This window comes from Rhodanobacter sp. DHG33 (assembly GCF_014843005.1).
Classification (GTDB): domain Bacteria; phylum Pseudomonadota; class Gammaproteobacteria; order Xanthomonadales; family Rhodanobacteraceae; genus Rhodanobacter_A.
Genome location: NZ_JACYXM010000005.1, coordinates 136,106 through 156,781 on the forward strand (window position 1 = coordinate 136,106; position 20,676 = coordinate 156,781).

General features: G+C 67.0%; 20 protein-coding genes. 11 read left to right on the top strand and 9 right to left on the bottom strand.

The features are described from left to right. Positions 1-29 precede the first annotated feature (29 nt). Positions 30-1,205 carry a serine hydrolase domain-containing protein gene (locus IHE46_RS11185; protein WP_192164724.1) on the top strand — a complete coding sequence of 392 codons (1,176 nt, stop codon included), beginning with the start codon at positions 30-32 and terminating at the stop codon, positions 1,203-1,205. A gap of 46 nt (positions 1,206-1,251) precedes the next feature. Here the strand turns inward: IHE46_RS11185 and IHE46_RS11190 are convergent, their stop codons facing one another. Together IHE46_RS11190 and IHE46_RS11195 are read right to left on the bottom strand one after the other, a co-directional pair. Then, the gene (locus IHE46_RS11190; protein WP_192164725.1) at positions 1,252-2,331 is read right to left on the bottom strand and encodes a glycosyltransferase family 9 protein; all 1,080 of its coding nucleotides are present in this window, start codon (positions 2,329-2,331) and stop codon (positions 1,252-1,254) included. 97 nt (positions 2,332-2,428) lie between these two features. Continuing rightward, positions 2,429-4,264: a monovalent cation:proton antiporter-2 (CPA2) family protein gene (locus tag IHE46_RS11195; protein ID WP_192164726.1), complete on the bottom strand. Its 1,836-nt coding sequence runs from the start codon at positions 4,262-4,264 to the stop codon at positions 2,429-2,431. Between the two features lie 310 nt (positions 4,265-4,574). Between IHE46_RS11195 and IHE46_RS11200 the strand changes: the two genes are divergently transcribed. Further along, positions 4,575-5,357 carry a glutaminyl-peptide cyclotransferase gene (locus tag IHE46_RS11200; RefSeq protein ID WP_192164727.1) on the top strand — a complete coding sequence of 261 codons (783 nt, stop codon included), beginning with the start codon at positions 4,575-4,577 and terminating at the stop codon, positions 5,355-5,357. A gap of 111 nt (positions 5,358-5,468) precedes the next feature. Here IHE46_RS11200 and IHE46_RS11205 read toward each other — a convergent pair whose 3' ends face one another. Then, positions 5,469-6,347 (bottom strand): LysR substrate-binding domain-containing protein, encoded by an 879-nt coding sequence (locus IHE46_RS11205; protein ID WP_192164728.1) that lies wholly within the window; start codon positions 6,345-6,347, stop codon positions 5,469-5,471. 107 nt (positions 6,348-6,454) lie between these two features. On the opposite strand from IHE46_RS11205, the gene IHE46_RS11210 reads away from it, so the two are divergent. From IHE46_RS11210 to IHE46_RS11220, 3 genes are read left to right on the top strand one after another with little or no spacing between them, the layout of a single operon-like run. Continuing rightward, a complete protein-coding gene (locus IHE46_RS11210; RefSeq protein WP_192164729.1) occupies positions 6,455-6,781 on the top strand; it encodes a carboxymuconolactone decarboxylase family protein in 327 nt (108 codons plus the stop codon). Then, positions 6,778-7,341, top strand: a complete 564-nt coding sequence (locus IHE46_RS11215) for a DUF4865 family protein (protein WP_192164730.1) — start codon at positions 6,778-6,780, stop codon at positions 7,339-7,341. Before IHE46_RS11210 ends, IHE46_RS11215 begins: the two co-directional genes overlap by 4 nt. A 31-nt stretch (positions 7,342-7,372) precedes the next feature. Continuing rightward, a complete protein-coding gene (locus IHE46_RS11220) occupies positions 7,373-7,753 on the top strand; it encodes a tautomerase family protein (protein WP_192164731.1) in 381 nt (126 codons plus the stop codon). A 6-nt stretch (positions 7,754-7,759) separates the two neighbouring features. Here IHE46_RS11220 and IHE46_RS11225 read toward each other — a convergent pair whose 3' ends face one another. The 3 genes from IHE46_RS11225 to IHE46_RS11235 form a co-directional block, all read right to left on the bottom strand. Further along, a complete protein-coding gene (locus IHE46_RS11225) occupies positions 7,760-8,605 on the bottom strand; it encodes an alpha/beta hydrolase (RefSeq protein ID WP_225563017.1) in 846 nt (281 codons plus the stop codon). 339 nt (positions 8,606-8,944) lie between these two features. After that, positions 8,945-9,868 carry an alpha/beta hydrolase gene (locus IHE46_RS11230; RefSeq protein ID WP_225562997.1) on the bottom strand — a complete coding sequence of 308 codons (924 nt, stop codon included), beginning with the start codon at positions 9,866-9,868 and terminating at the stop codon, positions 8,945-8,947. Positions 9,869-10,098: 230 nt separating this feature from the next. Next, on the bottom strand, positions 10,099-10,683 hold the full coding sequence (locus IHE46_RS11235) for a TetR/AcrR family transcriptional regulator (protein ID WP_192164734.1): 585 nt from the start codon (positions 10,681-10,683) through the stop codon (positions 10,099-10,101). A gap of 154 nt (positions 10,684-10,837) precedes the next feature. Between IHE46_RS11235 and IHE46_RS11240 the strand changes: the two genes are divergently transcribed. Together IHE46_RS11240 and IHE46_RS11245 are read left to right on the top strand one after the other, a co-directional pair. Continuing rightward, the gene (locus tag IHE46_RS11240) at positions 10,838-11,263 is read left to right on the top strand and encodes a hypothetical protein (RefSeq protein ID WP_192164735.1); all 426 of its coding nucleotides are present in this window, start codon (positions 10,838-10,840) and stop codon (positions 11,261-11,263) included. 63 nt (positions 11,264-11,326) lie between these two features. Further along, a complete protein-coding gene (locus IHE46_RS11245; RefSeq protein WP_192164736.1) occupies positions 11,327-11,758 on the top strand; it encodes a cupin domain-containing protein in 432 nt (143 codons plus the stop codon). Positions 11,759-11,828: 70 nt separating this feature from the next. Here the strand turns inward: IHE46_RS11245 and hemB are convergent, their stop codons facing one another. Beyond that, positions 11,829-12,821 (bottom strand): porphobilinogen synthase, encoded by a 993-nt coding sequence (gene hemB, locus IHE46_RS11250; protein ID WP_192164737.1) that lies wholly within the window; start codon positions 12,819-12,821, stop codon positions 11,829-11,831. A gap of 151 nt (positions 12,822-12,972) precedes the next feature. On the opposite strand from hemB, the gene IHE46_RS11255 reads away from it, so the two are divergent. The 4 genes from IHE46_RS11255 (at position 12,973) to IHE46_RS11270 (ending at position 18,562) form a co-directional block, all read left to right on the top strand. Further along, positions 12,973-14,562, top strand: a complete 1,590-nt coding sequence (locus tag IHE46_RS11255; RefSeq protein WP_192164738.1) for a S53 family serine peptidase — start codon at positions 12,973-12,975, stop codon at positions 14,560-14,562. A 157-nt stretch (positions 14,563-14,719) separates the two neighbouring features. Continuing rightward, positions 14,720-15,739, top strand: a complete 1,020-nt coding sequence (glk, locus tag IHE46_RS11260; protein WP_192164739.1) for a glucokinase — start codon at positions 14,720-14,722, stop codon at positions 15,737-15,739. Between the two features lie 99 nt (positions 15,740-15,838). Further along, entirely contained in the window at positions 15,839-16,522 is a 684-nt protein-coding gene (locus IHE46_RS11265; RefSeq protein WP_192164740.1) for an HAD family hydrolase, read from the top strand. Between the two features lie 285 nt (positions 16,523-16,807). Then, a complete protein-coding gene (locus tag IHE46_RS11270; protein ID WP_192164741.1) occupies positions 16,808-18,562 on the top strand; it encodes a glucan ABC transporter ATP-binding protein/ permease in 1,755 nt (584 codons plus the stop codon). A gap of 645 nt (positions 18,563-19,207) precedes the next feature. On the opposite strand, the gene IHE46_RS11275 is transcribed toward IHE46_RS11270, so the two are convergent. Further along, the gene (locus IHE46_RS11275) at positions 19,208-19,972 is read right to left on the bottom strand and encodes a CPBP family intramembrane glutamic endopeptidase (RefSeq protein WP_192164742.1); all 765 of its coding nucleotides are present in this window, start codon (positions 19,970-19,972) and stop codon (positions 19,208-19,210) included. Positions 19,973-19,980: 8 nt separating this feature from the next. Further along, positions 19,981-20,676, bottom strand: a complete 696-nt coding sequence (locus IHE46_RS11280; RefSeq protein WP_192164743.1) for a helix-turn-helix transcriptional regulator — start codon at positions 20,674-20,676, stop codon at positions 19,981-19,983.

Genomic DNA, 20,676 nt, shown 5'->3' on the forward strand with positions numbered 1-20,676 from the left:
ACCGAGGTTTCCTGATCGCGGAGTCGATGGTGGCCTTTTCCAGACGCGACTTTCTCGGCGGCAGCGCGGCCTTGGCCGCGGCCCTGTCCATCCGTCCAGCGCTGGCAGTCGGCGCCGCCGCTCGCCCCTTCCGTCTCGCGCAGGATTTCGATCGGGCTGCCGAAAGCGCGATCAAGGCCGGCGCCTGCCCAGGCATCGGCCTGCAGATCTCGCTACGCGGCCAGCCGTGGTACGTCCGAAGCTATGGGCTGGCCAATCTCGAAACACAGACGCCGGTCGTCAGCGGCAGCATCTTCCGCATCGGCTCGCTGACCAAGCAGTTCACCGCGGCCATGATTCTCCGACTGCAGGCGCAGGGAAGCTTGTCGCTGGACGATGCGGCCGCGAAATATCTGCCCTTCTTCGCCAAGGCGCCCGCCTTCACGCTGCGCGAGTTGCTCAATCACACCGCCGGCCTGCACGACGACGACACCTCCGACGTTCCGCCATCCACGAATTCGCAAGTCGATCTGGCCAAGGCGGTCAGCCGCCAGCAAAAACTCTTCGACTTCCCGCCCGGCACGGCGTGGCTCTACAGCAACGCGAATTACACCGTGCTTGGCGCCGTGATCGAGCAGGTGACGAATCGACCGTTGGCCGATGCCGCGAGCGAAATGATTTTTCGCCCACTGGAACTGCACGCCACAGCGTTCGACACCGCGGCCGCCGTCGTACCCGGCAGGGCCGACGGCTATACCCCCATCGAAGGCAAACCCGGCGCATTCGCCCATGCCGAGTTCATCGATATCGCACAGACCGGAGGCGCCGGAGCCATGCGCTCGACGACCGGCGACCTGTGCCGCTGGCACCACGCCTTGTTCGGCAACCGCCTGCTCGATGCTCGGCACGTCCGCATGATGCTGACACCGGGACGCCTGCGCGACGGCCGATTGAGCGGCAGCCACCGCTTTTCGCCCGCGGACGACCGCTCCTACGGCGACGTGCAGTACGGCATGGGCCTGCTGCTGCCGCCGCCCGACCACGGTCGCCGCAGCGCCATGCACTACGGCTTCGTCAACGGCTATGCCGCCTGCCTGGAGACCTGGCTCGACGAAGGTCTGACCACCGCCATTCTGTGCAACGCCAACATGGGCCCGGCCATGCCTTTCCGCGACTTGCGCCGGCTCGTGCGGGAGAAATTACTGCCCACCCTCGCAACGGCCTGATCGTCGGCCAGCGAATCCGTTTCTCCGTGGCCCGCGGGCGAAGCGGTCAGGCCACTGCCTGCCAGCGCATGCGCGTCGGCAGCGGCAGCAGGTTGCGCCAGGCATCGGCGACCTGCTGCACGGTGCAGTCATCCACCCGGGTACTGTGCGGCGGGCCGCCCAGTACCGTCACCACGCCACCGGGCGCGGCACGCGGTGCCCAATGCGCGGGCGAGGCGCCGCCGAACATCACGACCAGCGGACAACCCAGCGCGGCGGCGAGATGCGCCGGCCCCGTGTCCACCGACACCATGCTGTGGGCGCGGGCCAGCAAGGCTTTCAGGCGCCCCAGCGGCAGTTCGTCGGCGACCGATATCACCGCCTCGCTGTCCGCGATGGCGCGAATGCTTTCCAGGTGGCCGGCTTCGCGCGGGCAGCCGCACAGCAGCACCCGCGCCGAAGGCAGCGTCTCCAGGATGGTCCAGGCCAGCGCGGCCCACTGCTGCAGCGGCCACGCCTTGTCGTCGTCCGCGACCGCGCGCACGCCGTTCCAGCGCAAGGTGCGCTTGTTGGCCGGCTGCAGCAGCACCAGCGGACGATCGTGCAAGCCGCGCGCATGCAGCCAGCGCTCGCAGTCGGCCTGTGCCGCGGCATCGACCCGCAGCTGCGGCGCGGCGCCGGGATCGACTACCAGATCGTCGCAGCGGCCACGGAAGGCGGGTGGCGTGCAATCGCCGAAACGCAACAGGTGGTCGACCCAATGTTCGTTCTCGAGCAGTGGCGTGTCGGCCAGATACGCGCGGTGCGCTGCCGGCACACCCGCCAGCTGGAGCGTGCTCTGGATCCGCAGCAGCGCACGCGGCCGCGGCTCGCACACATAGACCGGCGCATCGCGCCGCTGGCGCAACCAGCCGATGGCGCGCCAACGTTCGCGGCTGAACAGCAGCGGGCGGCGCGGCGACTGCAGCACGGACACTTCGGCCACCTCGGGTTGGTCCGCGTACAGCTCCGCCGGCCAGCCACCGATGGCGAACAGGTCGCAGGGAGCGCCGTAGCGCTGCTGCAACTTGTGCAGCAGCGGCTGCAACAGCACGGTGTCGCCGAGGCGGCCGAAGCGGATGACGAGCGGACGTGGCGAGTTGGGCATGCCCATCGCAACGTCGGATACCGAACCTCGTTGACGGCAAGAAATTACGTGCTCAGGAACCTCTCAGATACCACAGGACCGGCGGACGGATCATCGGTCAGTCCGGGCTCGTCAACGGCGTACTCGAGTCGCGCTCGCGCGCTTCGCGCGCCTCCGGCTCGTCGTCGGCCTCGAACAGCTTGTCGAGGTCGGCCAGCGCTTCCTTGGTGGTCTGCACCAGCTTGGCCTCGTCGTCGTAGACGAGGTATTGCGCCTTGATGAGTTCGGAATCCTGTCGGCGGAAGCGTTCCACGCGATCCATCGCGCGCTCCGGCGTCAGGCCCAGCGCGATCAGCGCCTGCTTGGTCATCTTGAGGCTGGAATAAAGCGTCTCGCGGATCGGTTCGTCCACGCCCAGATCCATCAGCCGCCACACGTGCTGGCGATTGCGCGCACGGGCCACGATCTTGAGGTGCGGATACATGCGCCGCACCACGCGCGCCACATGCAGGCTGGACTCCGGCTCGTCGCTGGCCAGCACGAACACCTCGGCCTTGTCCGCCTGCGCCGCGCGCAGCAGTTCGGGACGCGCGGGGTCGCCGTAGAAGATGTCGTTCCAGCGACCGAAGCGGCGGATCAGGTCCATCTGCTCGACCGAATGGTCCAGCGCCACGAACGGTATGCCTTCCGCGCGCAGCACGCGCGCCACGATCTGCCCCATGCGGCCATAGCCGGCGATGATCACGCGCGGCGAATGCGCCACGATGGTGTCGAATTCGCGCGCCGGCTGGCGCACCTTGCGCGCGCCCAGCAGCTTCGCCAACGCCGCCACCAGCAGCGGCGTCAGCGCCATCGACAGGGTGATCGCCAGCACGAGCAGGTTGTGCACGCGCGCGGCGATCAGCCCCTGCTCGTCGGCGAGCTTGAGCACCACGAAGGCGAACTCGCCGCCGCAGGCCAGCAGTACCGCAAGGCGCAGCGCATCGCCGCGTTCCAGCCCGCCCACGATGCGTCCCAGCGGCCACACCAGCGCACCCTTCAGCAGCAACAGCGCGGCCACCAGGCCCAGCACGAGCACGGGCTCGCGCAGCAGCAGCGAGACATCCATCGACATGCCCACGCTGATGAAGAACAGGCCCAGCAACAGGCCCTTGAACGGTTCGATGTTGGATTCCAGCTCGTGGCGGTATTCCGAATCGGCCAGCAGCACGCCCGCGAGGAAAGCGCCCAGCGTCACCGACAGCCCCGCCGCTTCCATCAGCAGCGCCACGCCCATCACCACCAGCAGTGCGGTGGCGGTGGACACTTCCACCGCTTCCGCCTTGGCCACGAAACGGAACACCGGGCGCAGCAGGTAGCGGCCGCCCACTACCACCGCCAGGATCACCACCACCGTGCGCAACGCACCGGCGAGGTCGAAGCCATGCCGCGTCGTGCTGGCGAGCAGCGGCACCAGGGCGATCAGCGGGATCGCCGCCAGATCCTGGAACAGCAGTATCGCGAAGGCCTGCCGCCCGTAGGCCGAGCCGGCTTCCTTGCGCTCGCCGAGTATCTGCAACCCGAACGCGGTGGACGAAAGCGCCAGGCTGCCGCCCACGATCAAGGCCGCCCCCGGCGTGAAGCCCAGCAACCACCATGCGATCACGCCGATCACCGCGCTGGTCGCCAGCACCTGCAGCAGGCCAGTGCCGAACACCGAACGCCGCATCACCCACAGGCGCTGCGGCGACAGCTCCAGGCCGATCACGAACAGCATCAGCACCACGCCGAACTCGGAGATCGCGCCGATGCCGCCGTTGTCGACCACCAGTCGCAACGCCTGCGGACCGATCGCGACGCCGGCCAGCAGATAGCCCAGCACTGCCCCCAGCTTGAAGCGCTTGGTCAGCGGCACCGCGACCACCGTGGCCAGCAGGAACACCACGGCCACCTCGAGGAAATGATGGCTGTCCACGTGCGCTCCGATCCGTTTGCGAGGGTTGATTATTCCACGGTGGTCGTGGATGTGCGGCCGGGATTTGCTTGTCTACCGCTTGATGGCGGAGAGCCGGGCTTCATGCGCCCCTTTAACCAGGGACTGACGCGATGACGGACACCCGCCGGTCACATGCGAAACGGCAAAAACCCTAGCCCATCGCCTCAACCTCGCTCTCCTGCAAATCCAGAGAAACAGCCGCCTCAGCCGCGCGATCGCTAGCACACCCCAATCGCCATTCATGCCCGGTGCTGCCCCGCATCGCCAGACCATGGGATGATCCCCGACCATGAAAACCCTCGCCGCCATCGCCGCGCTCGCCATCGCCCTTGTCGCCCCACTGCAGGCACAAGACTCCATCCCCGTGTACGGCTATCACGTAGTGCGCAGCTATCCGCACGACACCAAGGCTTATACCGAGGGCCTGCTCTACCTGGACGGCCACCTCTACGAGAGCACCGGCCAGGTGGGCAGCTCGACCGTGCGCAAGGTGGATCTGCAGACCGGCAAGGTGCTGCAGTCCGCACCCACGCCGTGGCCGGACTACGGCGAAGGCATCGCGGTGTGGAAGGACAAGCTGATCCAGCTCAGCTGGCAGAACCACGAAGGCTTCGTCTACGACCTCGCCACGCTGAAGCCGCAGGCGCGCTTCCCCTATGCCGGCGAAGGCTGGGCGCTCACCAGCGACGGCACGCGGCTCTACATGAGCGACGGCACGCCGACCATCCGCATCCTCGATCCGGACACGCTGCAGCAGACCGGCCAGATCGACGTGACCGCCGACGGCCAGCCGCTCGCGAACATCAACGAACTGGAATGGGTAAAGGGCCAGATCTACGCCAACGTGTGGCTCACCACGCGCATCGCGCGCATCGATCCGGCCAGCGGCAAGGTGGTCGGCTGGATCGAGCTCGGCGGCCTCGTGCCGCCGGCCAGTACGCTGGCGGACCCGGTCAACGACGTGCTCAACGGCATCGCCTACGATGCCCAGCACGACCGCCTGTTCGTTACCGGCAAGTGCTGGCCGAAGCTCTACGAGATCAAGCTGGTTCCTCCGAAGCACGCGCACTGAAAACGCCTCGCGCAGTTTGGCGCCGCAAGAGCACTTCCTGCACGCGTCAGCTTTATGGCCCTGATCGAAGCGACGGGACATTCGCGCACAGGATGCGCACGGGTGTCGCGATCACCCTGCTGCCAATGTGCGCTGGATGATGCCCGCCAGCTGCGCCACCGCCGGGGACGGTTCCGCCTCGGCGCGGTAGAGCGCCAGGCCGAGCATGGGCAGCGCAGGCAATCCCGCCTGCTTCGCGCTCAATGCGCGCACGTTGTCCGGCAGGCCCAGCGACGTGCGTACGCTCACGCCCAATCCCGCATTCACCGCGGCCCAGGTTCCGGCAAGGCTGGTGCTGCTGAAGGCGATGCGCCAGGCGATGCCTGCGCGATCCAATGCCGCGATGGCCGCGCTGCGCAGCAGGCAGGGCGATTCCAGCACCACCAGCGGCAGCGATTCGCCGCGCTGGTGGAGTTTCGGCGTGGATGCGTCGGCCGCAACGACCCAGCGCATCGGCCAGCGTCCCACGCGTTCCGCGTGCGGGCTTGCCGCACCGGCCTCCCATGCCAACGCAAGGTCGAGCTTGCCCTTGTTCACGCCGTCGAGCAGCTCCGCGTTGCGCGCGATGCGTGCCTCGATGCGCAGCCTGGGGTGCGTACGCGCGAAACGGCCAAGCACCGCGGGCAGCAGTCTTTCGCCGAAATCTTCCTGCATGCCCAGTCGCACTCTTCCCGCCAGCTCCACGCCACGGATCGCGGCGACGGCTTCGTCGTTCAACTCCAGCAGGCGTCGGGCGTAGCCCAGCATCGTTTCGCCGGCTTCAGTGAGCGCCATGCCGCGGCCGGCCTTGCGCAGCAACGGCGTGCCGGCCTGCAGTTCCAGCTTCTTGAGCTGCGCGCTCACCGCCGAGGTGGAACGGTTCAGGCGCTCGGCCGCCTGCGCGAAACTGCCGAGTTCGATGCCCGTGGCGAAGCTGCGCAGCGTATCGATATCGAAATTGACGCGAGGCATGGCAATCATCCTGTTTTTCGGGATCATTAGTGCAGAATTTCCCGATTTTCAGGATCATGATCGGCCGCTATCGTGGCTCCAGTCAACTGCACGCCGGAGACTTCCCGATGGCCCACGATCCGCACTACGCACGCAAGAGCATCGGCGACATCGCCCCGAAACTGGCGGACCTCACCGACGAGGTGCTGTTCGCCGACGTCTGGTCGCGCAAGGAGCTCGGCCCGCGCGAACGCAGCATCGCCACGGTGGCGGCGCTGATCGCCCTGAATCGCACCGAGCAGCTGCCGTTCCACCTCGACCGCGCCCGCGACAACGGCCTCGCGGACGAGGAGTTGATCGAGCTCATCACCCACCTCGCGTTCTACGCCGGCTGGCCCTGCGCGTTCTCGGCCATCGGCGTGCTGCGCAAGATCCGCGCGGAGCGTGCGCCATGATCGCGATGCAATACACCATCACCCTTCCTGTCGACTACGACATGGGGATCATCCGCCGCCGCATCGCGGACAAGGGCCATCTGCTGGACGACTTTCCCGGCCTCGCGTTCAAAGCATGGCTGTATGCCGCACGTGACGACGGCGAATGGCCCAGCCGCGACAACCTCTACGCGCCGTTCTACCTATGGCGCGACAGCGCAGGCATGAACGCTTTCCTCGGCGGTGCCGGATTTGCCGCGCTGTCGCAGGACTTCGGGCGCCCCGCAGTGCGAAGCTGGATACCATGGCAGGCGGAACTGACCCATGACCTGCGCGGTGCGAGCTACGCCACGCGCGAGGTCGTGGCCCTGCCCGACCACGCCGACCTGGCGGACTGGCAGCGCAGGGAAGCCGAATCCGCGCACGCCGCGATGGCCGACGGCGCGCTTGCCGCGGTCACTGCCTGCGACCCGGCCAACTGGACGCTAGGGCGCTTCCGGCTGTGGCCTGAAATGCGCTCCGGCCTCGCTGGCGCAGGATGCCAGGCCTACCGCGTCGGCCACGTATCGCAACCGCGGTGATGCACCCCACGACAACCATCGGAGAGACCCCATGCCCCTCGTCCGCATCTCCCTGCGCCGCGGCAAGTCCGCCACCCATCTCGCCGCCCTGCGCAACGGCATCTACGCCGCCATGCGCGAAACCTTCAACGTGCCGGAAGACGATCGTTTCATCCTGATCCACCAGCACGACGCCGAGGAATTCGACTGCGACCCGAACTACCTCGGCATCGCGCGCAGCAATGACCTGGTGATCGTGCAGATCGCCTGCAACAACACGCGTACGGTGGCGCAGAAGCAGGCGTTTTATCGCCGCGTGGCCGAGAACCTCGCTGCCGATCCCGGCCTACGGCCCGAGGATGTCTTCATCAACCTGTTGGAAACTGCCAAAGAGAACTGGTCGTTCGGCAACGGCATCGCGCAATACGCATGAGCCGTCTCAGCGGGGAAGCACGCCTATCGTCTGCATCCACGCATCCGCCAGATCGGTCCAGTGGGTGATCGGCAGGTTCGTGCGCCGCAAACCGAAGGCGTGGCCGCCCTGCGCGTACAGGTGCATCTCCGTCGGTACGTCGGCCGCCCTCAGAGCGGCGAAATACGTCAGCGCCTGCTGCACGCCGTCCTCATCGTCATTCTCCGCCTGCACGATGAAGGTGGGGGGCGTGTCGTGAGTGACGGGCACGTTGGGATTCAACTTGCCGTTCTCCAGCGCGAGGTGTCCCGGGTAGATCGCCATCGCGAAATCCGGGCGCGCGCTTTCCTTGTCGGCCGCGTCCACCGGCTTGTACAAGCGCTTGCCGTAGTGCGTGCTGATTTCCGCCACCAGGAAACCGCCGGCGGAGAAGCCAACCACACCAACCTTGTGCGGATCGATGTTCCACGCCTTCGCGTGCAGGCGCACCAGACCCATGGTGCGTTGCACGTCTTCCAGCGCCATCGTTGGCACTTCGTAGTCATCGGGCCGACACTTGCAATGCCAGTCGTAAGGCGCGCCCGGCACACGGTATTTCAGCAGCACGCAGGTGATGCCGCGCGAGGTCAGCCAGTCGCAGATCTCGGTGCCTTCCAGATCCATGGCCAGCACTTCGAAGCCGCCGCCAGGGATCACCACGACCGCGGCGTTCGTGTTCTTCCCCTGCGGCGCATAGACCGTCATCGTGGGCCGCGACACGTCGGCCACTTCCAGCCACGGCTTGCCCGCGATCAGATGCTCCTTTCGCGGCGCCGCGTACTCCAGCCCCGGCATCGCTTTCATGTCGGGTGCGGTACCTGGCCACAATGGCATCTGCAGGTGACCGGCGGAAGGCTGCCAGACTGTTTGCGCCGCATGCGCACCCGCACATGCGAACAGTAGAGCGAAGAATACGAACCACGCTTTCATGATGCCCCTTTGCCCCGGCGCATGACCAAGGCTTCTAGATGACGACGGGTATCGGATGGAAATTCGTCCGTCATTCTGCGTCGCAGAACGGTACGGGCACGGTCGCAATCATGGAATTTCGTGACCACGATCCGCGACGGCCGTTCCGCAGACCATTGCCAACACAGCGCGCGGAGTCTTCCCGGGACGATTCTTGCGAGTCCATTGCCCCACAAGAATTTGTAGCAATGCGCCTGAGCTGTCTCAGCGGGGAAGCATACCTATCGTCTGCATCCACGCATCCGCCAGATCGGTCCAGTGGGTGATCGGCAGGTTCGTGCGCCGCACGCCGAAAGCATGCCCGCCCTGCGCATACAGGTGCATCTCCGTCGGCACGTCGGCTGCCTTCAGAGCGGCGAAATACGTCAGCGCCTGCTGCACGCCGTCCACGTTGTCGTTCTCGGCCTGCACGATGAAGGTGGGCGGCGTGTCGTGGGTGACGGGCACGTTGGGATTCAACTTGCCGTTCTCCAGCGCGAGGTGCCCCGGGTAGATCGCCATCGCGAAATCCGGGCGCGCGCTTTCCTTATCGGCCGCGTCCACCGGCTTGTACAAGCGCTTGCCGTAGTGCGTGCTGATTTCCGCCACCAGGAAACCACCGGCGGAGAAGCCGACCACGCCGACCTTGTGCGGATCGATGTTCCATGCCTTCGCGTGCAGGCGCACCAGGCCCATCGTGCGCTGCACGTCCTCCAGCGCCATCGTCGGTACCTGGTAATTGTGCGGCCGGCTGTCGGTGTGCCAGTCGTAAGGCGGACTCGGTACGCGGTACTTCAACAATACGCAGGTGATGCCACGCGAGGTCAGCCAGTCGCAGATCTCCGTGCCTTCCAGGTCGATGGCCAGGATCTCGAAGCCGCCACCGGGGATCACCACCACGGCAGCGCCCGTGTTCTTTCCCTGCGGCGCATAGACCGTCAGGGTGGGTTGCGACACATTGCGCACGGCGGTCACGGTCTTGCCGGCGAGCAGCTCGGTGCCGGTGTCCGTCTTTTCCGGCCCGGGCATCGCCTTCATGTCGGGCGGCGTGCCCGGCCACAGCGGCATCTGCGTGAACCCGGCACCCGGCTGCCAGACTGCCGGCCTTGCGTGCACGCTGGCGCATGCGATCAGCAGAACCAGGGCCATACCCCACGGCTTCATAACGCTCCTTTGCTTGGCGCGTGGCCAAGGTTGCTCGATCGAGGTGGAAACCTGTCGGGATTCTGCTTGCCGGTTAGGCCGTGGGGCGGCCACCTGTCTGGATTTTTCCGGGCAGGATGGCTGCAGCCACTTTCGCGCCGCCGCTCATCATCGTTCGCCCGACGACCGTTAGAGGCGGCGTGACAACTTCTCGATCCATGGTGCCCGCAACGGCATCAATGCGCTTCCGAGGTCTCCATCGCATGGGCCGCCTTGCGCACCGCTGCCGCAATCGCATCGCTGGTGGCCGGATTCTGCACGGCGCGGGCCAGCGTGACGCCGCCCACCAGCAAGGCCAGCAGCGCGATCGCCTCCTCGCGCCGCGCCTTGGGTTTGCCGTTCAATCCGGCGGCCATGGCCTCGATGACTCCCTGCAGCTCCGCTTCGTAGGCCAGACGCGCGTCGTCGCTGGCGCGCGCCACTTCGCTGGAAAGGCTCTGCACGGCGCAACTGTCGGCCAGATCGCAGGTGCGACGGTCGCCCAGGTAGAAGTCGACGAAGCCGCTGCGCCAACGGTCGCCCAGCCGCTCGCGCATCTGCTCGACGCCATGCCGCAGGTCCGACAACCCCACGACCACCGCTTCGCGGAAGGCATCCGCCTTCGACTTGAAATGTGCGTAGAAGGCTCCCGATGTCACGTCGGCGCCCTTGGCCAGGCCATCCACGCCGCAACCGCCGAATCCATGGCTGCGGAACATCCGCCCGGCGCTCTGCAGGATCTTCGCCCTGCCCGCTTCTTTCTGTCCCGCCTTGTGTGCCATCGAAATCTCCGAATAACGGTCGCAATGTGGTACTTGACTACATAACGATCGTTATGAAACGATCGCCGCGTCACGACCGTTATATGGCGGACGTGGCGCAGTCGCAAGGTTCACGACCCGATCAATCCACCGGATTTCTTTAGGAGTTATTGCCATGCCCATTTCCATCCAGCTCAGCCAAGGCCTGCTCACCCCGCAGGGCGAGCGCGAAGTGTTTCCCCTCATCGCCGATGCGCTGCTGCGCGTGCACGGCCTCGACGGCAACGCCTTCATGACGCCGAACGTCATCGGCCATGTGGTCGTGAGCCCCGAATCGACCAGCTACGCCGGCGGTCGGCCGCAATCGCTCGCCATCGTCGAGGTGAAAGTACCGGCGGCGACTTTTCCCGACGCCGGCGTCAAGCAGGCCTTCGTGGGCGAAGTCACCGACATCATCGACCGGCTCAAGGGCAGTCCGCACCCGCGCGAACGGACCTTCGTCAACGTGACGTACGCGCTCGACGGCGCCTGGGGCATCGGCGGCAAGGCCTACACCAACGAGGAGCTTGGCGCTGCGATCCAGCAGGCCGCCACGGGCTGACGCACTGCCTCTCGCAGCCCCCGCGTCCGGACCGCCTCCTCGCCCCGCCCACGGAGCAACCACATGAAGACCGCAGCTCCGCTCCAATGCATCCTGGCCCTGCTTGCACTACCGGCAATCGCCGCGACATCGGCTAACGCACCGCCGGCACCCGATGCCGCAGCGACGCCGGCATCCATCAGCCGGATCGAACTTGAACATAGCGATGTGCCGGGCACGGATCTCGAAACCCGGCTCTACCTGATCACCTTCGCACCGGGTATCGCGGCACCACTGCATCACCACCCGGTCGAGGGCATCGGATACATCGTCGAGGGCAAGGCGCGCTCCGCATTCGGAACGGAGGCTCCCGTCACCTTGACCGTCGGACAGGGTTTTCACGACCAGGCCATGACGGCCCATACCGTGTTCGCCAACGCCGATGCCCGAAAGCCCCTGAAGTTCGTGGTGGCCTACACCGTCCGGAAAGGTTCACCGGTGACAGAAGTGCCTTGAAAAACAGCCGTACTGCGGGCCTGTCCATGGATGGCAGGCCCGTTCTTCCAGTCGGCGCACGGCACCGGGCTCACTCTCCCCGCAGCCACCTCGCCGCATCCACCGCGAAGTAGGTGAGGATGCCGTCGGCACCGGCGCGCTTGAAGGCGGTGAGGGTTTCCAGCACCACGGCTTTCTCGTCCAGCCAGCCGTTCTGCGCGGCGGCCTTGAGCATGGCGTACTCGCCGCTCACCTGGTACACGAAGGTGGGCATGCCGAAGGCGTCCTTCACCCGGCGCAGCACGTCGAGGTAGGGCAGGCCCGGCTTCACCATCACCATGTCCGCTCCCTCTTGAATGTCCAGCTCGACTTCGCGCAGCGCCTCGTCGCTGTTGGCCACATCCATCTGGTAGGTGTGCTTGTTGCCCTTGCCGAGGTTGGCGGACGAACCCACCGCGTCGCGGAACGGGCCGTAGAAACTCGATGCGTATTTCGCCGAGTAGGCGAGGATGCGGGTATGGATGTGGCCGGCAGCCTCCAGCGCATCGCGGATCGCGCCGATGCGGCCGTCCATCATGTCGGAAGGCGCCACCACGTCCATGCCGGCGTCGGCCTGCGCCAGCGACATCTTCACCAGCGCCTCGACGGTAGGCTCGTTCATCACGTAGCCGTGTTCGTCGATCAGGCCGTCCTGGCCGTGCGTGGTGTAGGGGTCGAGCGCCACGTCGCCGACCAGGCCGAGCTCGGGGTACTTCGCCTTCAGCGCGCGAGTGGCGCGGTGCATGAGGTTGTCGGGGCTCCACGCCTCGCGCGCATCCTCGCTCTTCACGTCCTGCCCCGGCGAGGGGAACAGCGCCAGCGCAGGGATGCCCAGCCGCACGCATTCGCCGGCCAGCTTCAGCAGCTCGTCGATGGAGAGTCGGTCCACGCCCGGCATCGAAGGCACCGGCTCGCGCTTCGTCTCGCCCTCGATCACGAAGGCCACCATGATGAGGTCGCTGGGCAGCAGGGTGTGCTCGCGCATCAGCGCGCGGGAGAAGGCATCGCGGCGCATGCGGCGGGGGCGGATGGCGGGGAAGCTCATGGCGGGACCTTGTGCGGGAATCCGCCCATTTTAGCGCCGCATGGCGCGGATCCCGCCCGGGACCGCAAACCTACGAAGCACCAACATCAAACACACGCAATGCATACATCGACCCGGGCAGGCTGGCCGCGACCCAACGCGAGGCACTGCCATGAACACGTCCCCACGCCAGGCCACCCACGCCGACCATCCGCTGCCCGCAGGCGCGCGCTACCTCGGCCCGCACACCAGCCGCACGCCACTGACGGTCACCGTGGTACTACGTCGCATGGGGCAGCCGCCGACACCTGCAACGTGGCCGCAACGCCCGCGCTGGCCGCGCGGCGAATTCGGCGCGCATTGCGGCGCCGATCCGGCCGACATAGCGCGCATGCGCGGCCATGCCAAGACATACGGCCTCGTCGAGACCGGCTGCGACCCGCATCGGCGCGTGCTCCATCTGCGCGGCTCAGTGGACGCGCTGCAGCGCGCGTTCGGCGTGCAGCTGGGGCGCTATCGCTGGCCCGGCCTGCGTCGATACGTGGTGGGTTGCGAACGGGCTCCCGCGCTTCCGACCGACATCGCCCCATCCGTGATCGCCGTGCTGGGTCTGGATCGCCGCCCGGTGGCCAAGCCGCAATTCCGCAAGCCGCTCGCAACGCCGAACCAGACCTACACTCCGCCGCAGGTCGGGCAGCTCTACAACTTCCCCGCCAACACCGACGGCAGCGGCCAGTGCGTGGCGCTGATCGAGCTGGGCGGCGGTTTCAGCCAGACCGACCTCACCACCTACTTCACCGCGCTCGGCATCAGCCCGGAACCCACGGTGACCGCGGTCGCGGTATCGGGCGGCAAGAACAGCCCCGGCGGCGAGGCCGACGGTGAGGTGATGCTGGACATCGAGGTGGTGGGCTCGCTGGCGCCTGGCGCGGCGATCGCGGTGTACTTCGCGCCGAACACCGACCAGGGTTTCTACGAGGCGATCTCGCAGGCCGCGCACGACACGCAGCGCAAACCTTCGGTGATCTCGATCAGCTGGGGCGGCCCCGAGGCCAGCTGGAGCGCGTCCTCGCTCGCCGCGATGCAGAGCGCGCTGGAAGACGCCGCCGCACTGGGCGTCTCGGTGACTGTCGCCGCGGGCGACAGCGGCTCCAGCGACGGCGAAAGCGACGGCCAGCCGCACGTGGACTTCCCCGCCTCCAGCCCGTATTCGCTGGCCTGCGGCGGCACCACGCTCACCGCCAGTGCGAGCACGATCAAGAGCGAAGTGGTGTGGAACGAAACCGCTTCGAACGAGGGCGCCACCGGCGGCGGCGTGAGCACGGACTACGCCCTGCCGACCTGGCAACAGGGCAGCAACGTGCCGAAGGCGCCGAACGGCTTCGCAGGCCGCGGCGTGCCCGACGTCGCGGGCGATGCCGACCCGCTCACCGGCTACCAGGTGCGCGTGGACGGCCAGGACCAGGTGATCGGCGGCACCAGCGCGGTGGCGCCGCTGTGGGCCGCGCTGCTGGCCCGCTGCAACCAGTCGCTGGGCCGCGCCGTGGGCGACGTGCATGTCGCGCTCTACCAGATCGGCGAGTCCGCCTTCCGCGACATCACCCAGGGCAACAACGGCGCCTATGCCGCCGCCAAGGGCTGGGATCCCTGCACCGGGCTTGGCAGTCCAGACGGCCAAACGCTGCTGAGCGCGCTGGCAGCGCAGGACGCGCCCACCGCCGGCGCTCCACCTGCCGGCTCGGGAGGTAAAAAGCGCGCCTGAGGCCGCCACACGACCCCGATCCGGGTGAATCCACCCGTACCCGATGCCTCGTATCCGTGGCGTTCCGGCTCCATACGTATGCACACAGTGGACGTACCCCGGCCTGACAAGGCACGCTTACCGCTTGTGCTCGTGCGCTATTGCAGGTCGTCCCCGAATGTCCCAAGGAAACTCCCCCACCCTGCTCGCCGATCTGGGCGGCACCAATGTGCGCTTCGCACTGGCCGGCGACAGCGTCGCCACGCCATTGCGCATGGACAGCGTCAGGCGCTACCGGGTGAAGGACTTCGCCTCGCTGGCCGATGCCGCGCGGCAGTATTTCGCCGATACCGGCTGCCGGGCCGGGCAGGCGGTGATCGCCGCGGCGGGTCGCATCGCCGGCGGCGAGACGGTGAAGGTCACCAACAACCCCTGGGCGATTTCGTCGCAGGTGCTGCAGGCCGACCTGCGCATGGAAGCCGTGCATCTGGTGAACGACTTCGCCGCGCAGAGCATGGCGATACCGTTGCTGGCCGCCGACGCGCTGGCGCCGGTCGGCCCGCTGAGCGCCCCGCACCTGGACCAGCCGCAGTCGCAGACCTTCGTGGTGATGGGCCCGGGCACCGGCCTGGGCGTGGCCGGCCTGCTGTGGCGCGACGGACAGTGGATCGTGCTGGAAAGCGAAGGCGGCCATGCCGGGTTCGCCGCGCACACCGCCGAGGACGTGGAGATCCTGCACCGACTCAACGCGCGCTTCGGCCGCGTCTCCAACGAGCGCATGATCTGCGGCAACGGCCTGGTGAACCTCTACCTGGCGCTGGCCGACATCGCCGGCCAGGCTCCCGAGGAATACACGCCCGAAGACATCACCTCGCACGCCGAGGCCGGCAGCGACCCGCTGTGCGTGCGCACGGTGGAGACGCTGGCCGGCATCTTCGGCAGCGTGGCCGGCGACCTGGTGCTGAGCCTGGGCGGCTGGGACGGCGTCTACCTCACCGGCGGCGTGCTGCCCTTCCTGCTGCCGTGGCTGCATCGCGGCGGCTTCCGCGAGCGCTTCGAGGCCAAGGGGCGTTTCCGCGAGACGATGGAGCGCGTACCCACGCTGGCCATCATCCACCCCGAGCCCGGCCTGCTCGGCGCGGCGGCCATCGCGCTGCGTACGGCGGGACACAGTCTTGCTCCTTGCGATCGTCCCTGATCGCAAAAATCAAACGGGTGGCCGCCTTGGCCACACTTTTCATCATCGCTCCCCACGCGATCGCAAACCTTCCCGCTCCGCCTCAGCCACGGATCCGCCATGCCACGCCGTAACACCGCCTTCCTGTTCGACCTCGACGGCACCCTCGTCGACAGCGTCTACCAGCACGTGCTGGCATGGAAGGAGGCGCTGGATGCCGAGGGCATCGACCTCTCCGTGTGGCGCATTCATCGCCGCATCGGCATGAGCGGCGGCCTGTTCACCCGCGTGCTGCTGCGCGAGACCGGGCTGGAGATCAGCGAGGAGCGCCGCCAGCGGCTCTACGACACCCACGCCGAGGCGTTCAACCGGCTGCACGCGCAGGGCGCGGTGAAACCGCTGCCCGGCGCGCGCGAGCTGCTGGCCTACCTCACCGAACAGGACCTTCCCTGGGCCATCGCCACGAGCGGCCAGCTGCGCACGGCCATCCACAACCTGGATGCACTGGGTGTCGATCCCGCCAAGGTGCCGGTGGTGACGCGCGACCAGGTGCGCCACGCCAAGCCCGATCCCGATCTGTTCCTCGCCGCCGCCGAGCGGCTGGGCGTGGACATCCACCACGCCGTCGTCGTCGGCGACAGCGTGTGGGACATGCTGGCCGCGCAGCGCGCCCGCGCGATCGGCGTGGGCCTGCTCTCCGGCGGCTACGGCGAGGACGAACTCGCCCGCGCCGGTGCGCTGCGGGTGTACGAGGATCCCGCCGACATGCTGAAGCGCATCGACGAGATAGCCGCGCGGGCATAAATACTTCGCTCTTCTCTTGCATCAGGAGACGGGCTGGGTGGTGAGGATTCAGGCACGTCGCAACGCCGTGCTTCGACGGCACCCTCGCGCGATTCGGCTCGCCCCATCAAGGCATTCATACTGGCTTACCGGGGCCGGCTTCGCCGTTCCACCGACGCTGCTACGCCTGAAAGTTGCTGCCTTCTCGCGAGGCAGAAGGATTCCTGCCGCAGCGCTTTCACCCGCATGACGGCAGAATCAGGGACCTGCCCCCGACCCACCGGACGCCAAGGAGTGCCGCCCGCCATGTCCATCCTGCGACTTTACGTGCGCGTGCTCGCGCTGCTCGCCCCCGAGCGCAGGCTTGCGATCGCGCTGGTGCTGGCCAACCTCGCGCTGGCCGGCGTCTATTTCCTGGAACCGGTGCTGTTCGGCCGCGTGGTGGATGCGCTTTCCTCCACGCATGCCGGCGACGCGCCGCGGCTGATCGCGCTGTGGGCGCTGGTCGGCTTCGGCGGGGTCGCGGCGGCAGTATGGGCGTCGCTGCACGCGGACCGCCTCGCGCATCGCCGCCGGCTGGCCGCGATCGCGGCGTTCTTCGAGCATGCCGCCGCACTGCCGCTGGCCTTCCACGGCGAGTACCACACCGGCCGCCTCGCGCGGATCATGAACAACGGCGTGAGCAACCTGTTCAACCTGTGGCTGAGCTTCTTCCGCGAACATCTGGCCACTTTGCTGTCCATTTTCGTGATGGTGCCGGTGGCGCTGGCGATGAACTGGAAGCTGGCGCTGCTGATGATCGGGCTGATGCTCAGCTTCGCGGTCTCCAATGCGATCACGGTGCGCCGCACGCACAAGGCGCAAGGCGAAGTGGAAGAGCTGCACAACGAGATCGCCACGCGCGCCGGCGACGTGTTCGGCAACGTCACCGTGGTGCAGAGCTTTACCCGGCTGAGCGCCGAAGCCGCGGCGCTGAAAGACATGATGACGCGCGTGCTGGCCGCGCAGTATCCGGTGCTGCGCGGCTGGGCAATCCTGTCGGTGCTGAACCGCGCGGCCAGCACGCTCACCATCGTGGCGATCTTCGCGCTCGGCGCCTCGCTGCACGCGCGCGGCGAGATCACGGTGGGCGGCATCGTCAGCTTCGTGGGGTTCGCGATCATGCTGATCGGCCGCCTGGAGCAGTTCGCCAGCTTTCTCTCCACGCTGTTCTTCCAGACGCAATCGCTGGAGGACTACTTCGCCGTGCTCGACCAGCGCCCGGCCATCGTCGAGGCGCCGGATGCGATCGCGCTGCCGCGCGTCCGTGGCGAAGTGGTGTTCGACAAGGTCAGCTTCGGCTACGACCCGGTGCAGCCGGCGTTGCACGAACTGAGTTTTCGCGCCGCGCCGGGCGACACCATCGCCCTGGTCGGGCCCACCGGCGCCGGCAAGAGCACCGCGCTCAGCTTGCTGTATCGCGCCTACGATCCCTCCGGCGGCATCGTCACCATCGACGGCCGCGACATCCGTGGCGTCACGCTTGATTCGCTGCGGCAGAACATCGGCGTGGTGTTCCAGGATCCGGGCATGTTCTATCGGTCCATCCTGGACAACCTGCGCGTGGGCAGGCCGGATGCCGGCCTCGAAGACATTGAGAAAGCCGTCGCTGCCGCCGAGGCCGCCGCCTTCATCGCCCGCAAGCCGGAAGGCCTGGAGACGCTGGTCGCCGAGCGCGGCCGTTCGCTGTCCGGCGGCGAGCGCCAGCGCCTCGCCATCGCCCGCGCGATGCTGAAGGACGCCCCCATCCTCGTGCTGGACGAAGCCACCAGCGCGCTGGACAACGCCACTGAGGCGCGCATCCAGCGTGCGCTCGACGCGCTCACCCGCGGCCGTACCACCTTCGTGATCGCGCACCGCCTGTCCACCGTGCGCAATGCCGACCTGATCCTCGTGCTGGACCAGGGTCGACTGGTGGAACAGGGCCGCTTCGACGATCTGATCCGCCAGGGCGGGTTGTTCGCGCGCCTGGCCGAGGACGGCAAATTCGCGCCGGATGCGCACGAGCAGGAACCCAGCTAGAGCGCGCCCGAGCCGCCTCAGTCATTCTTTCGAGGGAGATGACGCCTCGCGGGTTCAACGTGGTTGAACCCCGTGCGGTGAAACACTTCCGAATCCGTTGGTGGAAGTGCTCAGCGGACGATCTGGAAGTGCACCATCAACCAGCCGACGGATGCACTGAAATAAACGCAGACCGAAAACCAGAAACCGATCGAATCCTTGTGCCAGATGTGCTTGTTCATGCCCCCCCGAGGTATGTGTGTCACGGCGCCGATGATGCGCCTGTATTCGACACATGGGAACAAGCCAACTTCATACCAAATTGCCCGGTTATCGCTGCAATTTGGCCCGGCATGCCGGTACCGCGGTATTCGTCACACTGTCTGCGTGCGGCACAACACGCTTCGTGCGCATCCACTGCCGGCCTCGGCAGGACGCATGTCTGTATCCAATGTTGATGTCCGCAGCAGACACTGCCCCTGAAGGTCGCGCACTGCCGCGGCGGGTCAAGTTTGTTCCGCGCGAGTGCGATGGTCTTCATCAAAGCGTTTGCGCCTCTCGCAGGAAGTGCGCTGCGCAAGCGCCCCATGCCGACGACCCGTGCGCTTCCGATCGAGAGGCCACTTCTCGCGGGACGATCAACCGCTTCGCGTCCCAGCTCGACAGCTAGAACACGCCGAGCCACGCCAGCGTGATCAGATATTCCGTCACGTCGCTGACGTTGTGGCCGATGATCGGCGCGACGATGCTGCCCGATTTCTCCAGCCAATAGGCGTAAAGCACGCCGAGCGCGACGGCATAGAGTTGCTGGCCCAACGCCAGCGGCCACGGCTGCGTCCAGAAGCTCGCCATATGCGCCAGCGCGAAAAGCAGCGCCACGATGACGCCGGCTCCGTTCATTTCGAAACGCCCGAGGCGCAACTTGCCGGGCATGGTTGCGGCGAGGAAGCTGACGAGCAATGCGCGGAAAGGAATTTCTTCGGTAGGGCCGACGAATACGCCGCTGAAGACGATGCAGCTCCAGACATTCGATCGGGTCAGTGGAAATCCGATGTCCGGCCGGGTACCCCACAGCAGTTGCGGTGCGTAGTCGACCAGTGTCATCAGCACGCCGAAAAGCAGTCCCCAGAGGACCGCCGGGCCGATATAGGTCTTGCCGCGCGGCCAGTGCAGTCCGTAGTCCGCCGGCACCCACCAGCGCTTGAGGGCCGCGATGCAGGCCAGCGTCAGCAGCAGCGCGTAGCCATGCTGGAGATAGATAAAAAGCCAGGACGGACTGCCGCCTGATAGCACCTGTCGGTGCAGGCGGAGAATCGTCAGGCTCGCGCCGGTGGAGGCCAGGAATTGCAAGCCCAGGCCCATCGCGGCGGCGATCAGGATAGGCCACCACTTCAGCCGGAAAGGCGGCGCGGAAACGACAGGGTTGTTCATGCCCCCATTCAACCTGTCCGCGCGATTTCCGTCTTGAACGGATTTGACCGCCAGAGGCGCGGCGGCACGCCGGTCAGCGCCCTTATCGAGCGCGTCATGTGCGCCTGATCGGCGAAGCCGGCTTCCGCAGCGATCTCCGCAAGCGGCGCAGCCGTTTCCGTGATGCGCACGAATGCCTTGCGCGCCCGCACCTCGGCCCTGAACGCGGCGGGCGTCGTGGCAAAAACGCGCCCGAATCCGCGGGACAATGTTTCGGCGGACAAACCGTGCGCATCGGCCCAGCGATCAAGGCGCAGGCTGGGATCGGCCAGCATCGCCTTGGCGAGGAGATCGGGCCAATCCTCCTCCGGCGCGGGCCGCTCGGCGAGCTGCTCGCCGACCAGCTCGGCCACTGCTGGCGCATCGCGTTCGGACAGGCGCGCAATCGCATCGACATCCGCGACGCGGCCCAACGGAAACGCGACCGCTAGCGGCAGGATGAAGCTGAGGATTCGCGTGTCATGCCGCTCGAAACGGTTGAGATGCGCATGAAACCTGTCGTGGATCAGCACGTCGCCGGCGCGCACGCGAAAGCGTCCGCTGCTGCCGCTCTCCTCGAAACCGCCCGAGAGGACAACATCCGCATAAGCGCCGGCATGGCAGTGGCGCGGCACGCTGGTGCGCGCACGCCATGTCTCGCAGCCGGGCCTGATCTCTACGTACAT

Excerpts from the sequence above, each read along its gene's own strand:
- IHE46_RS11235 (WP_192164734.1), bottom strand. The coding sequence starts at position 10,683 with ATGGCACACAAGGCGGGACAGAAAGAAGCGGGCAGGGCGAAGATCCTG.
- IHE46_RS11275 (WP_192164742.1), bottom strand. The coding sequence starts at position 19,972 with ATGAACAACCCTGTCGTTTCCGCGCCGCCTTTCCGGCTGAAGTGGTGG.
- IHE46_RS11215 (WP_192164730.1), top strand. The coding sequence starts at position 6,778 with ATGATCGCGATGCAATACACCATCACCCTTCCTGTCGACTACGACATG.
- glk (WP_192164739.1), top strand. The coding sequence starts at position 14,720 with ATGTCCCAAGGAAACTCCCCCACCCTGCTCGCCGATCTGGGCGGCACC.
- hemB (WP_192164737.1), bottom strand. The coding sequence starts at position 12,821 with ATGAGCTTCCCCGCCATCCGCCCCCGCCGCATGCGCCGCGATGCCTTC.
- IHE46_RS11190 (WP_192164725.1), bottom strand. The coding sequence starts at position 2,331 with ATGCCCAACTCGCCACGTCCGCTCGTCATCCGCTTCGGCCGCCTCGGC.
- IHE46_RS11205 (WP_192164728.1), bottom strand. The coding sequence starts at position 6,347 with ATGCCTCGCGTCAATTTCGATATCGATACGCTGCGCAGCTTCGCCACG.
- IHE46_RS11230 (WP_225562997.1), bottom strand. The coding sequence starts at position 9,868 with ATGGCCCTGGTTCTGCTGATCGCATGCGCCAGCGTGCACGCAAGGCCG.
- IHE46_RS11280 (WP_192164743.1), bottom strand. The coding sequence starts at position 20,676 with ATGTACGTAGAGATCAGGCCCGGCTGCGAGACATGGCGTGCGCGCACC.
- IHE46_RS11210 (WP_192164729.1), top strand. The coding sequence starts at position 6,455 with ATGGCCCACGATCCGCACTACGCACGCAAGAGCATCGGCGACATCGCC.
- IHE46_RS11240 (WP_192164735.1), top strand. The coding sequence starts at position 10,838 with ATGCCCATTTCCATCCAGCTCAGCCAAGGCCTGCTCACCCCGCAGGGC.
- IHE46_RS11220 (WP_192164731.1), top strand. The coding sequence starts at position 7,373 with ATGCCCCTCGTCCGCATCTCCCTGCGCCGCGGCAAGTCCGCCACCCAT.
- IHE46_RS11270 (WP_192164741.1), top strand. The coding sequence starts at position 16,808 with ATGTCCATCCTGCGACTTTACGTGCGCGTGCTCGCGCTGCTCGCCCCC.
- IHE46_RS11225 (WP_225563017.1), bottom strand. The coding sequence starts at position 8,605 with ATGCCATTGTGGCCAGGTACCGCACCCGACATGAAAGCGATGCCGGGG.
- IHE46_RS11255 (WP_192164738.1), top strand. The coding sequence starts at position 12,973 with ATGAACACGTCCCCACGCCAGGCCACCCACGCCGACCATCCGCTGCCC.
- IHE46_RS11245 (WP_192164736.1), top strand. The coding sequence starts at position 11,327 with ATGAAGACCGCAGCTCCGCTCCAATGCATCCTGGCCCTGCTTGCACTA.
- IHE46_RS11265 (WP_192164740.1), top strand. The coding sequence starts at position 15,839 with ATGCCACGCCGTAACACCGCCTTCCTGTTCGACCTCGACGGCACCCTC.
- IHE46_RS11200 (WP_192164727.1), top strand. The coding sequence starts at position 4,575 with ATGAAAACCCTCGCCGCCATCGCCGCGCTCGCCATCGCCCTTGTCGCC.